This window comes from Amycolatopsis sp. NPDC021455, from assembly GCF_040640995.1.
Classification (GTDB): Bacteria; Actinomycetota; Actinomycetes; order Mycobacteriales; family Pseudonocardiaceae; genus Amycolatopsis.
On the sequence record NZ_JBFACT010000007.1, the window covers coordinates 116,885 to 130,022 of the forward strand.

The 13,138-nt window shown below is 70.1% G+C and carries 9 protein-coding genes; 5 read left to right on the forward strand and 4 right to left on the reverse strand.

The annotated features are described in order from the left end of the window. Positions 1 to 14: 14 nt before the first annotated feature. From AB0G28_RS12795 to AB0G28_RS12815, 5 genes are all read left to right on the forward strand, one after another. Entirely contained in the window at positions 15 to 2,429 is a 2,415-nt protein-coding gene (locus tag AB0G28_RS12795) for a transcriptional regulator (RefSeq protein ID WP_361087190.1), read from the forward strand. A gap of 789 nt (positions 2,430 to 3,218) precedes the next feature. Then, the gene (locus AB0G28_RS12800; RefSeq protein WP_361087193.1) at positions 3,219 to 4,448 is read left to right on the forward strand and encodes an AAA family ATPase; all 1,230 of its coding nucleotides are present in this window, start codon (positions 3,219 to 3,221) and stop codon (positions 4,446 to 4,448) included. Between the two features lie 38 nt (positions 4,449 to 4,486). Beyond that, the gene (locus AB0G28_RS12805; RefSeq protein WP_361087196.1) at positions 4,487 to 6,253 is read left to right on the forward strand and encodes a vWA domain-containing protein; all 1,767 of its coding nucleotides are present in this window, start codon (positions 4,487 to 4,489) and stop codon (positions 6,251 to 6,253) included. A 77-nt stretch (positions 6,254 to 6,330) separates the two neighbouring features. Further along, a complete protein-coding gene (locus AB0G28_RS12810; protein WP_361087199.1) occupies positions 6,331 to 7,011 on the forward strand; it encodes a hypothetical protein in 681 nt (226 codons plus the stop codon). A gap of 58 nt (positions 7,012 to 7,069) precedes the next feature. Next, positions 7,070 to 7,441 (forward strand): hypothetical protein, encoded by a 372-nt coding sequence (locus AB0G28_RS12815; RefSeq protein WP_361087202.1) that lies wholly within the window; start codon positions 7,070 to 7,072, stop codon positions 7,439 to 7,441. Positions 7,442 to 7,744: 303 nt separating this feature from the next. Here AB0G28_RS12815 and AB0G28_RS12820 read toward each other — a convergent pair whose 3' ends face one another. The 4 genes from AB0G28_RS12820 to AB0G28_RS12835 all read right to left on the reverse strand — a co-directional run bounded on the left by AB0G28_RS12820 (position 7,745) and on the right by AB0G28_RS12835 (position 13,091). Beyond that, complete coding sequence (locus AB0G28_RS12820) at positions 7,745 to 8,338, reverse strand: hypothetical protein (RefSeq protein WP_361087205.1); 594 nt, start codon at positions 8,336 to 8,338, stop codon at positions 7,745 to 7,747. Between the two features lie 178 nt (positions 8,339 to 8,516). Next, positions 8,517 to 9,476 carry a C40 family peptidase gene (locus AB0G28_RS12825; RefSeq protein WP_361087208.1) on the reverse strand — a complete coding sequence of 320 codons (960 nt, stop codon included), beginning with the start codon at positions 9,474 to 9,476 and terminating at the stop codon, positions 8,517 to 8,519. 25 nt (positions 9,477 to 9,501) lie between these two features. Next, positions 9,502 to 10,563 (reverse strand): replication-relaxation family protein, encoded by a 1,062-nt coding sequence (locus AB0G28_RS12830; protein ID WP_361087211.1) that lies wholly within the window; start codon positions 10,561 to 10,563, stop codon positions 9,502 to 9,504. Continuing rightward, the gene (locus tag AB0G28_RS12835) at positions 10,560 to 13,091 is read right to left on the reverse strand and encodes a DUF87 domain-containing protein (RefSeq protein ID WP_361087213.1); all 2,532 of its coding nucleotides are present in this window, start codon (positions 13,089 to 13,091) and stop codon (positions 10,560 to 10,562) included. The genes AB0G28_RS12830 and AB0G28_RS12835 overlap by 4 nt, the downstream gene beginning before the upstream one ends. Positions 13,092 to 13,138 lie beyond the last annotated feature (47 nt).

Sequence of the window (13,138 nt, forward strand, 5' to 3'; positions counted from 1 at the left end):
TGGTTCGGGCTGGCGTGGCGCTCGCGCTGCTGTCCGGGTTGTGTGCCGGGCTGCCGTGGGCGCTGGTGCGGTTCATCGGCTGGCCCTTCCCGGATCACCTGCCCACCATGGCGGAGCTCGGCGAGGTGCTGACGGCTCGGCTATCGACAAGCCTGCTGCTGGATGTGCTCGCGTGCGGTGCGTGGCTGCTGTGGGGCGCGTTCCTCGTCGAGCTGGCCCGGTGCGGACGCGACCTCGTCCTCACCGCCGGCCGGCCGGACTCAGCCTGGCGTGGCGGCCCGCTCCGCCGGGTCGCGGCGGTGCTCATCACCACTGTGGTGGTGTCGTTCGTCAGCCGTACCGCGCTCGCTGCCTCCGGCGGAAGCAACGCGGTCCAGACCGGCATGAGCTCGTCGGTGACCGCGCCGTTGGCTGTTGACGGTCGATCGGAGGACGTCGAGCTGGTGCGTCCGCCCCGCGGCGGTGTCCACGATTCGCTGTACCGGATCGCACAACGTCGCCTCGGTGACACCAACCGGTGGCCAGAGCTCTGGCGCCTGAACGTCGGAAGCATCCAGCCCGGCGGTCGCACACTGACGTCGCCCCGCCTGATCCATCCGGGCGATCGCATCCGCCTTCCGCCGACCCCGAGGCCTGTTGCCCCCGAACCACCGCAGCGGCAGCCGCCATCAGTGAAGCCCATGGCGACCTCTCCGCCGAGCTCGTCGCCGCCTCCGACCGTTGCTCCGGGTCCAAGCTGGTCGTGGGAGCCCGGTGTGTATGTCGGCCTCGGGCTGGCTGGCGTGGTCAGCGCGATGCTGCTGATTGCCCGACGACGTCACCGCGCCGCTTACCGGCCCGGCAGTGGCCGACGCGACGACGTCCTGCCCGTTGCCCCGGTCGTCTACCAGCTGCAGCTGGCACACCAGTACGCCCAGACCGGACCCGAGGAGGCCGATGCCGTCGAGCCCGAGACGATGCTCGAGCTGGGGAAGCCCGCCGATGAGGCGGCCGCCGAACTGGCGCTGGACCTCGCGGCGACGCAGGGCCTTGGGCTCATCGGCCCCGGCAGCCACGCCGCGGCCCGCGCGCTGCTGCTCACGGCCATGACCGCCGCCCGCCACCCGCTGATCGTCGCGCCGGCCGCGGATCTGCGTGACTTGCTCGGTGTCCCGGAGTACGACGCCGACCTGCCCGAGTGCGTCCACGCCGTCGACGACCTCGCCGCCGCGCTCACGCACCTCGACAGCCAGACACCACACGACAGCGCCGACCGGATCTTGCTGGCGAGTGCGCCGGCAAGCGAACCCGATCACATCCGGCTGCAGTACGCCTTCGCCGGAGGCGACGCGAGCACGACAGTGCTGCTGCTCGGCCAGTGGCATCCCGGCGTCACGGTCTACGTGGACGCCACTGGCACCATCACCGCTACCTCACCTGGTCCGGGGGAGCGGTTACGTGGCCGGCGAGCCTTCTCCCTTCCCGAATCCGCGACCCGCGAGCTGTTCGCCCTCTTCGACGCCGCCCACGGCGCTCGGAACGACCACCCCGAGCCTGCCGCCGAGTCCGGCCACGGGTTGGAGATCGCAGGTCCACCGGACCAAGCCGAAGCAGTACCCGAGCCAGACTCGACGAATACCGTCGAAGACCAGCGTGACGTCGCCGCGCCGCTGGTGCTGAGGGTGTTCGGTCAGCCGAGGTTGTCGTGGCGACCTGACCTCGCGCGCCCGGATCGGGCGGTGGAAGTCACCGGCAGCCTGTCGCGACGGCTGTGGGAGCTGCTGATCTACCTCGCCCTGCATCCGGAGGGAGTTCCGCGGGCCGCGATCATCGACAGTCTGTGGGCCAACCGCCCAGCGCAGGACCCGGCCGCCGTGCTGCGCACCGTCCTGTCCCGCCTCCGCAGCACCGTCCACAAAGCCACCTCGCCCGACATCGGCGACGTCGTGGTCGCGCAGCACGGCCGATATCGTCTCGACCCCGCGGTCGTCGAGGTCGACTACTGGACTTTCGCCGGCGCGCTCGCCCGACGTCGCACCACGACCGACGACCAGCATCGCGCCGCGGCCAATGCCGCGATCGTCGCGTGCTACGGCGGCGAGCTCGCCGCTGGCATCGAAGCCGACTGGCTCGCCGCGCTGCGGGAAGGTGTCCGCCGCGACGCCCTCGACGCCGTCGCCGCTCTGGCCCGCGCACGAGTCCGGAGCGATCCCGAGTCCACGCTGGAGTTGCTGGAATCGGCGCGGGACTTCGACCCGCACAACGAGCTGCTCTACCGCGACATCATGCGCCTGGAACACAACCTCGGCCGGCACGACGCGATAGCCCGAACGCTACGGCTGCTCGAAGCGCGCCTCGCCGAGATCGACGAAACACCGACGGCTGAGACGATCGAGCTCGCCGAACGACTCCGAGAACCGCACGCCGGAATCGCAGTCCGCAAGGTCTGAACCGACATGGGGTGCGCCATAAAGTACCTCTACGCTGAAATGGCTGGTCCGTCGCGATGGATGTTAGTGTCGACGCACTGATAGTCGTCGCGCAGAAAAGCATCCCGTGTTTCCGTTCAGAGTAGCCATGTGTTGCGGCGCCACCACGGTGTCGCAACGCGTCGCATGGACGGACGCACCCTTGCGACTGTCCGAGCGGCCCGCTCGGCGGAGCCGATCGTCCACGGGCGCCGCCCCTCGGATGCCCGCCGGCCATCGGGGGTGCCACCGCACGCGCCGATCGCTCCGGCGTTCCGTGGACCGTCTAAGTCGGATCCTCTGTCTGCGCTCATCCTTGCAGGTCAAGGCCTGCATGCGGGGATCCGTCGGTGTCCCAGACTCGCTTGGCGACAAGCAGGTAAACACATCAGGCCTGCCCCGTCGGTCCCGCTGCTGTGATCATATCCCCACGGTCTGGCTCTCCTGGTCATCTCACCTCGTGCCGACGGTCATCCGCCCATTTCTATTTTCTTCAAATGTCCGCTCGTCCATTTCCTTTGTTGTGGCTGTCGTCTACTGCTTGACGTCTGCGACCTGCGCAAACGGTTCGACGAAACGCCTCGAATTCTTTTGTCTGAACATTGGAATTCCTCACCCGAATGGGGTGTGGAAAAGTATTGTGCGTCCGGTCTTGTCGAGTTACGTTTGTTGTGTCGCCCGGGAAATCCGGAAATCACATCCAAGGGCTGCAACGAATCTTTCTGATTCGCCGAACCGCCCGCGTCATGCACTGGGAAAGGAATACCTGCGATGACCACGCCCACCCCGCCCGTCGCGGCACCTGCCACCGGGCCGACCACCCCGGCGGGTGGGACGGCGCCCCGGCTCCGCAACGGCGAACTCCGCGCGATGGTCGCCAAAGTCCTGGCCGATGACCCCGCAACCACCCACACCCCGGGCGGCATCGCACACACCCTGAACCGCTCATCCGGCGCGGTCGGCAACGCCTGCAAAGCGCTGGCCGACAGGGGAGAAGCCGAACTCGCCACCACCGCGCCACTGGGCTACCGGGCAACCGCGACAACGGCGGCCGCCGCCGCGCCGGTCATCACCCCGGCCCCGCCATGCACACCCCGCCGCAGGCCACCCGCGACGGCATCCGCCGCAACCTCGCCCACGCCCGCCCCGTCCGGTACACGCAGCACCACCACCAGCCGACCGGCGCGGAAGGTCACCGGCCCGGTGAAACGCCCGAACGGGATGGATTACCACCCCCGGCTCCTGTCCGGCATGCCCGACGTGACCGCGCTGCAGCGGCTGCGCGACGCCGGGGTCGCCGCCCTCTTGTACGGCCCGCCCGGAACCGGGAAAACGTCAGTGGTGGAGGCGGCGTTCAACGACTGCCTCACCGTGCAGGGCGACGGCGACACCGTGGTCGCCGACCTCGTGGGCGACTACACCAAAACCCCCGACGGCGACTTCGTGTTCGTCCACGGCCCGCTGGTCCGCGCGATGCGCGCCGGGGTGCCGCTGTTCATCGACGACGCGACCCTGATCCCGCCGACCGTGCTCGCCGTGGTCTATCCCGCGATGGACGGCCGCCGCGAAATCATCGTCAAGGCCAACGGCGGCGAAGTCGTCAAGGCCGAGCCAGGGTTCTACGTCGTGGCCGGGCACAACCCCGGCGTGCACGGGGCCATCCTCACCGACGCGCTGTCCTCCCGGTTCTCCGTGCACATCCAGGTCTCCAGCGACTACGCCCTCGCCGAACAGCTCGGGGTCGACAAGAAGGCCGTGCGGGTGGCGCGCAACCTCGCCACCCGACAGGAAAAAGGCGAGATCGGATGGGCGCCCCAGCTACGTGAGCTGTTGGCGTTCAAGAAGCTCGCCGACGCGTGGGACATCGACGCCGCCGCCGGAAATCTGGTCGGGATCGCGCCGGAAGAGGACCGCGCCACCGTCGCCGCCGTGGTGCGTGACGTCTTCGGCAAGACCGTCACGCCGCTCGCCCTCGGCGCCCGCATTACCACCAAACCCTGAACCCACCCACGCGAACCCGTCGCGAAAGGACCCGCGCCATGAGCGCCCACTTCATCGCCGACCCGGCCGCCACCGGTGCCGCCGTGTTCCCCGCCCGCCCGGAATGGCTGACCCTGTCCGCCGCGTTCGCCGACGAGGTCCCCGTGATCGCCGACCGCGACGATCTCGTGGTCAGCGTCGCCCCCGGCGCGGGCGGCGGTGCCCCCGCCTGCTTCTACCCGCACCGTGCGCTGATCGAAGTCGACGGCGACCACCTCGGCGTGGACCCGGCCACCGTGGACCCGGCGAACCTGTCCGATCGGGCCCGCTATGCCCCGGCGTGGGGTGCCCTCACCCACGAGTGCGGCCACGCCAAACACACCGCGTGGGAACCGCCGGACGGCGCCCCGCCCGCCGTGGTCGCCGCTGCGATGCTGCTGGAAGAGCCCCGGATGGAAGCGGCGCACATCCGCCGCCGCCCGGATGACCGGCACTGGCTCCGGGCATGCGTGCAGGGCATCGTCGCCACCGACCTACACCTGTTCGCCGACCCCGCGACGGCACCGAAGATGACCCCCGCCGACGCCGCGCGCACCGCCGCGCTCCTGCTGGGCCGGGCCGATGGCGGGGTGCTCACACACGCCGAGGTCTACCCCGTGGCCCGGGTCGTCGAGGACGTGCTCGGCACGGAGGTCCTCGGCAAGCTGCGAGCGGTGTGGCGGCAGGCGCTGCTGACCGCCGACGACGCGGGCGAGGAGATGCTCGACCTCGGGCGGCAGTGGTGCGAGATCCTCGGCACCGATCCCGAGAGTTCGGACTCGACCTCGCCGGCCTCGGACCCGTCGGGCGGCTCGCCCAGGCCCGGCGTGCCTGTGTCCCCGTCACCGCTGGCGGATGCCATCGCTGCGGTGCTGGGTGGGGTGGCTGCGAACGTCGCTGGCGAGGAGGCACCCGAGGACCCGGCCGCCGTCGCCGCCGCCGCGAAGGGACGCGAAGACGCCGCCGAGGAGGAAGCGGGGACAGTGGCGCGGCAGGTGTTCAGGACCGGCGGCCGCCCCCGCAGCGGCAACACCAGGACGACGGGCACCCGGCCGCCCACGCCGGAGGAGCGCACGGCCGCGCGGGTGCTCGCCCGGGCGTTGGACACCACCGGGACTCGGGAACGGGTCGCCGTGCGGTCTACCTCGGAGGTACCGCCGGGACGGCTGCGGATGCGCGGAGTGCGTGCCGCCGAAGCCCAGCATGCAGCCGGGGCCGTGGTGACCGCCGAGCCGTTCACCCGCACTATCCGCACGCCGGTGACCGTGCCGCCGCTGCGGGTCGGGATTGCGTGCGATGTGTCCGGCTCGATGGGCTGGGCACGCGCTCACGTTGCCTCGGCGGCCTGGATCCTGGCCAACGCCGCCCGGCACACCAGGGTGCCCGCCGACGCCGCGAGCGTGATTTTCGGGAACCATGTGCGCCCGCTGACTCACCCGGGCAAGCCGCCCGCCGAGGTCACCGAGTTCCGCTCCAACGACGACTACGAGGACATTCCCCGCGCGCTCGACGCCCTCGACGGCGCGCTCGGTTTGTCCCGTCCCGGCGCGGCCCGGCTGGTGGTCATCGTGTCCGACGGGAAGTACTGCCATGACCCCCGCTGCGCCGGTCAGAAGAAGCTCGACCGCCTGCGCGCGTCCGGGTGCGCGGTGCTGTGGCTGACCACCAGCGACACCGACACCCCACTCAGCGGGGCGACCGTCCACGTGCTGACCGACCCCACGACCGCCGCCCGCGCCATCGGGCACGCCGCGACCGCCGCGCTTCGCGCTGCCGCCCGCCGGTAACCCGTGCGGGGCCCGGCACGGGCGAAATCCAGCTACCACCTTGGCTACCCGAGACATCAACGGAAAGGCGAGCCGCCATGACTACCCGCGACGAACGAATCATGAGTGCAGCACTCGATCTGGCAGCCGAACTGGACGGATCGTGGGGCTTGGTGACCTACCTGCGCACCTCCGGCTACATGACGAGTCTGTACGGCTGCACGGTGCTCCTGGGCCCGGCAGGCGAAGCCCTCCGCATTGATCCGGTCAAGCACCTCCGGCCGTGGGCCTACACCATCCACCCCGTCCTGCCATACGACGAAGACGAATTCGCAACCGGCTGGTCCGAGCCCGACGCGAACGTCCACCATCGGCTGACCTACCCGCCGGGCTGGTTCTTCCCGAAGGAACATCAACCGCGCCCCGTGCTCGTGGAGACCCGCACACCTATCAAGGACGTCGCCGACCGCCTCGAAGAGGAAGTGCTGCCCACCTATCGAGATTGGGCCAGCCGCATCCGAGCGCGCAACGCTCAACGTCACAAGCGATTGCCGCAAGAACGCGCGGCCGCAATCGACCTTGCACAAACATTCGGCGGCCCGGTGCGCGTCGTCCCCGGATCGCCGAGCATCACCTCGTGCCGACTCGGCGACGGGCAGTCCCGCATCCAGTTGAACACTCGCTCGCCGTACGTGGAGATGTCGTTCTTTGTTCCTCGTGATCACGCCGTCGAAATCGCGCCAGAGTTGGCTCGGCTGTTGGGGTTTGTCTTGACATGACGGCCTGAATAGGCACCGCAAGAGCAGGAAATTCCGCACGAAGACAAAGGAGATCACGATGAACGCCTCGACGACTGAACGCGACGAAGCGACAGGCGCTACCCCGACCAGCTACCACCACACCCGCGTAGTCGAGTTTGCCGGACGCACGCTTCGAGCACGCGTCGAGCGCGGCTACTACATCAACCAGAGCTTCGCGGTCGCCGAGGTGCTCAGTGACCAGATGACGTGGACGAGTCTCGCCGCTGACGCGCCCAGCAACTGGTGGCACGACACGCCGCGACCAAGCCCTGACATCCACGCCGCCACCGCTCTGGGCTCGCTGACCGAGCGTCTCCTCGTCAGGGCCACGGAAATCCTTGCCGCCCCACCGGCCACGCAGACCCTCTCACCTCATGTCCACGGTGCGATCGGTGCGCTGCTGCAATGACTCACGGTTTCGATGGTGAAAAGCGCATCGACCCCGACGACATCGCTTGGGCGTACCGCCACGGCGGCGCACTGCACATATTCGAGCATCCTGACGGTAGCGTTACCTTCACCAAGGCGCACCGGGGGTGACTGTCCGTTCGTTGCCACCGCTGGCGCGCAGGACTGCGACGACGAGTGCATCTTCTTTACCGGCTGACGTGAACCAGCAGGCGACGCAGTGAAGTTCCTTGCCGTCGTCCTCCAGCGCCGACGGGGGCGGGTCACCATCACGGTGATCCGCCCCGTCTTGTTGCCCTGGTGGTCAGCTGGCGGTGAAGCGCTTCGGCGCCTCGCACGTTTTCGTTGCCAGCCCGTTGGTGACGAGCTTCTCCAGGGCGTTGTTCACTGCGCCGCTGGATCGGACCAACTCGGTGCCGATCTTGGCGGGGCCGAACTCTTCGCCGGGATGCGCCTGCAGAAATTCCCTTACCAGCTCGTAAAGCGCGCCCTTCGGCAGTCGCTCCTTCGTCGGTGCGTCGGCCGTATCCTGGGATGTTGTCGGGGCAGAGGCAGTGCTGTCGCCGGGCAACGAGGTGTCGGCATCGTCAGCAGGGTTGTCCTTGCCCCGTTCTGCTGCAGTGGGCACGTCTTCGCCGGTTTCCAGGACTTCGGCTGTGTCGTCGTTTTGTTCGTCGCGGATCGCCCACGTGACGGGGACCGACTGGTCTTTTCCGTCGGTCCGGATTACGAGCCCTTCGGCGGCCCAGCGGGAGAGGATCTTCGTAGCTGTGGAGCGGCCGACTCCGGCCGCGCTGGCCAGCGTTGCGGCGGTCGTGCCGGGATGTTCCTTCAGGGCGCGGCGAACCTTCGTTTCTGCGGTTTCGGGTTTGGTGTCGGTCGGTTGGGTTGCGGGCATGACGTGCTCCGTTTCTGGGAGAAGCGGTGGGTGGTCATGCCCCGGCCGGGGCGTTCGCCCGCCGGTGCGCATCCGGTGGTTCGGGCTACACGTCTATGGACGCTCCGTGCACCGCTCGATGTCAAGCGTTCGTCCAAACAAGACATACGTATCGCCCAGAAGTGCTTGTGCTGAAGCCTCAACGAACCCCGGTTGGTCTGGTCGCGCCGATGTAGTCGTCGCCCGGATACCGATAGGCCTCGACCTGTACAGGCTTCCCGAAGTCGGGTGCGTCGATCATGTTGCCGCCGCCGATGTACAGGCCGACGTGATGGACGCGCCCGGCGGTCGCGTAGAAGACGAGGTCGCCGGGCAGGAGCGGCGCGCCGGTGGGTACGCGCGGTCCGGCGGCGTACTGCTCGCGCGAGGTGCGCGGCAATGAGACGCCGGCCGCGCCGTAGGCGGCTCGGGTCAGGCCGCTGCAGTCGAACCCGGCGTCGCCGTCCTCGGGGCCGTTGCCGCCCCAGACGTAGGGCAGACCGCGCTGCCCGCACGCGTAGTTGATGGCGGTGAGCGCGGCGGGCGTCGGTGCGGTGATGTTCGAGCAGTCACCGCCAGAGTTCTCGCAGCTCACTCCGGCAACCGCGGCGACGATCGCTTCGGCGTCCTGCTGGTGACGTCCGTAGGCGGCGGGGGTGCCGGAGTGCTGGACGGCTTGTGCGGCGTCGTTGAGGCTCATCTGCTGCCAGCCGGGCACCGCTTGGAGGTGCCGGTAGAACTGGGTCGCGGCGTAGGTCGGGTTCATGATCTGCTCGGGTGTGCCCCAGCCCTGGGAGGGGCGTTGCTGGAAGAGGCCGAGGCTGTCGCGGTCGCCATGGTCGAGGTTGCGGAGCGTCGACTCCTGGATGGCGACCGCGACGGCGATGACCCACCCGGGCGCGGGGACCTGCAGCTGCCGGCCGGCCGCGGTGATGATTGCCGCGTTCGCGAGCTGGTCAGGCTCGTAGCCGGGGACCTCGCCGACGTGCGCCTCATCGGTTGTGCAGCTCATGCCGCCGGCGCCGGCGAGCGAGTTGACGACCGCTTGCGGGACCGCGCCGAGCAGAAACGGAACCATCGCTAGAACTTCTGCTACGCCAACGGCGATCTTCGAACCCATAGGCCGTGAACACCTCCTCGGGCGGTCAGGAACGGGGATGGCGAGCGCGGCGGGGACTCGAGTTGGGCGGCGTAGGCCAGGGCGGCGGCAGCCGGTATGCCGTCGCTTGGCCAGACGCACCATCGGTGGAGTCGTCGAGCGCCGAGGCCGCGGGCGGCGACAGGTGCGGCCAGGCGTTCGTCAGGGCGCCGAGCTCGTATCGCGGCGATGTCGGCTTGGATGGCCTCGTGCTGAGCGGGAGCCAGACCTCGTCGGCTGGGCTCGGGCAGTCGGCGGCCGGGTCGAGGAGGTCGGCGGCCGCGGTGGCGACGGGGACGTCGGCGGGCCGTTCGAGGTCGGTGTGGAGGCGGGTGAGCGCGGTGCGGGCGCCGGCCTCGCGGCGGCTGCTGGGGAACCAGAACAGCACCGGGGTGGCGATGCCGGTGGAGTCGGCGAGCCGGGCGTAGGCCAACAGCTTGCGGGCGACCTTGGTCAGGGACTCGCTGCCGGTGTCGTACTCGAGGAAGAACTCCAGCTCGCCGGCTGTGCTCCGCCAGCGGCCGTAGGCGTCGGGGATGACGAGGTCACCGAAGTGACGGGCACAGCGGGCCTCCGACCACCATGCAGTGACCTCATGATGGTCCCGGCGGCTGCGCGCGATAAGGGAGGTAAAGAAGTCGCCGACGCCGACGGTGTGGGCGAGGCGCTGGTTGTGGGCGATGGCCATGGCGCGGTCGTGGCGGTAGCCGAGGTCTTTGACGTCGAGGCCGTGTTCGGCGGCCAGCACGGCGGCGCCGGCGGGTCCGAGCACGTAGTGCATGGGTGCCGAGCCGAGCTGGCGGAAGGGCTGGAAGCGGCTGACCGCGCGCCACAGGTACAGCTCGCGCAGGCGTTGGCGGGTGGAGCGGCCGGAGGGGAACGCGGCGTCCTCGATCTGGGCCGAGGTGAGGACGCGGTGCTCGTGCAGCATCGCCAGCAGCCACTTGTCCCGCGGCGTGAGCCGCGCGGCGAGGGCGGCCTGGTGTTCCACCGAGCTGGCCGCGCGCGCAGCGGTGCGGCCGGGAAGGTGCTGGCGCAGCTGGTGCTGCCGGGTCGTGGTGGTGATCACCGTGAACCTCCGTGCTTGGCGCGGCGCGGATCGGTCTTACGGCCGTGGGGCGCCGGGCGCGCGCTGTCCCGCTTCGTGCGGTCCGGGGGAGCCGTCCTGCCGGTGGGCGTCGACTGCCAGCGAATGGCGGCGCGGATCTCTTTGGCGCGGCCGGGGACAGCGGGCCGCATCGGGGTGGTGGTCATGGTGAAGGGCTCGGTTTCGGCGCCGTGGGCGACGAGCCGGGCGGCGACGTGGTAGACGCCGAGGTGGGCGAGGTCGTGTTCGGACAGCCGCGGTGCGGTGTGGCGGGCGAGTTCGTGCGCGTCTTCGGGGGAGGCGTTGAAGAAGATCTTCGATCGTGCGTTGGTGGAGATGCCTTCCTTGAGTTCGCGGGGGAGCTGGCCGAGGTGCTGGTGGGCGAGGGTCATGGCCAGGCGGAAGCCGCGGGCTTCGGCGAGCATGTCCTCGATCGGGTAAGGCAGGTTGAGGAAGTTGTGGCACTCGTCGATGACCAGCGACGCGTCCGGGCGCTCGCGCTGCGGGACCCGGGCCCGGCCGGTGGTGGCCTGCCACGTGCGGGCGACGACCAACGAGCCGACGAGCCGGGTCGTCTCGTCCCCGAGCGAGCCCTTCGGGATCCGGACCAGGCAGATCCCGCCCTGGTCGAGGACCTGGTTCATGTCGACGGTGGACCGGCCGCCGGCGATCGCGTCTTTGACGAACGGGCGCAGCAGGAAGGCGCGGAGCTTGTTCATCAGCGGGGAGATGACTTGGCTGCGGCTGGAGTCGGTGAGCTCGTCGTACCACTCCCAGAACCCCGCCAGGACCGGGTCGGTCAAGCCGCCGGTGATCCGGGCCCGGAAGGCTTCGCTGGTCAGGAGCTTGGGGAGGTCGGCGAGGGTGGGCACGCCGTCTTGGGCGCGGAGGGTGAGGCAGGCGGCGCGCATGAGGTCGTCGGTGCGCGGGCCCCAGAACGCGGAGTAGATGCGGCGGAAGACGGAGACGAGGTTGTCGACCTCGCGGTCGGTCTCGCCACCTTCGAGGGGGTTGAGACACGGCGGGCGTTGCCGGGAGTCGGCGTCGAACAGCACGACCCGGTCCGCGGCCTGGCGGGGTAGCCGGGAGAGGACGTCGGTGACGAGGTCGCCCTTGGGGTCGATGAGCACGACGCCGCGGCCGGCATCGGCATCGTCGAGGATCAGGTTGCCCAGCAGCGTCGACTTCCCGGACCCGGTGGCGCCGAGGACGTGCAGGTGGTGGCGGGCGTCCGGCACGCGTAGCCCGATGGGGCGGGCGTGGCCGGTGTCGGCGACGCCGAGCGGTTTGACCTCGGGTCCGGGGACGGCGATGCCCGGTGGCGGGGCGACGGCTTTCGCGCCGGCGCGCTCGATGCCGGGGATCTCCGCGTCGACCGGCAGGTGCGCGATCGCGGCCAGCTCAGGGACGGACAGCAGATCGCCGCGGTCGAGGCGCCGAGACGAGAGCGCCTGTATGGGGTGGCGGAGACGGGTTCGGGTGTAGTGGTTGTGCTCGGTGTAGGCGGCGAAGCTGGCGGCCAGGGCGTGCGTGCGGCCGCGCGCGGTGTCCCGCGCCTGCCGGACGTCGGTGTCGGTGGCGTCGGCCGGGAGGTGGGTGGTGACGGCGTAGCGGACGAGGGTCTCGTACTGGGAGCCGCGCTGCTTGCCGACAATGGCTCGGTTCTGTGCGGAGTACTCCAGCGACAGCTGCGGATCCTGGCTGATCCGGCGCGCATCGCGCGTACTCCCGGAACGGCTCGCCGACGCGCCTGGCGTGACCAGGTCGAGCAGCCGGCCGCCGAGCCGCCCCGACGCGCCGGCGTGGACCCGTCGGGCGGCACGCCGAGCTCGGCTCACCCTGCGGCCGGTTACCGGCCGGGCAAGGACCTGCACGGCGGCGTGCTCGTCCCGGCCGAGGCCGACCGGCGCGCCCAACAGCCCGCGGATCGGGTCGGCATCGAACCCAGTCCGGATCGGCAACGCCTCGGAACGAGCCAGCCGCAGCTGACCGCCCACCGTGATGACCCGCCGGTCCTTCGGCTCGGGCAGCGGTGGGTCGGCGGCGACGGCGCGGGTGTGCGTGCCGGGCCACGCGGCTTCGATCGCGCGCTCGACCAGGCCCGGCGGGATCACGCCCGGGACCCACAGCCGCAGGGTGACGCCGTGTTCGGAGAACCGGTACTCCCAGGCCAGATGCGGCTGACCGGTGAGCCATCGCCGCCAGCTCGGCCGCAGCAGACCGACGAGGTTGGACCACAGCAGGACGCCGCCGGCGGGATCGACGGTGGGCGGGGCGAGCACGGTGACGCATCGAGCGTCGGCGAGCAGCGCGGCGTGGCACCGGCTTCGCCACCAACGTCGGCCGACGGCCTGGGCCGCTGTGAGGGCAATGAGCAACGGCACAACGAGTGGTCCCCAGCGCATCGCCCAGGCGCCCGCGTAGGTCAGGAGCTGGTGTACGGCGTTCCAGGGGTCAGTCAGGTAGCCCCCGACCCAACCCCGGTAAAGAAGTGAAAGCTGCCGGTTCATGACTCCACGGACCTCCGGTGCAAGCGAGCAGCGGGCGAAATTCGCTG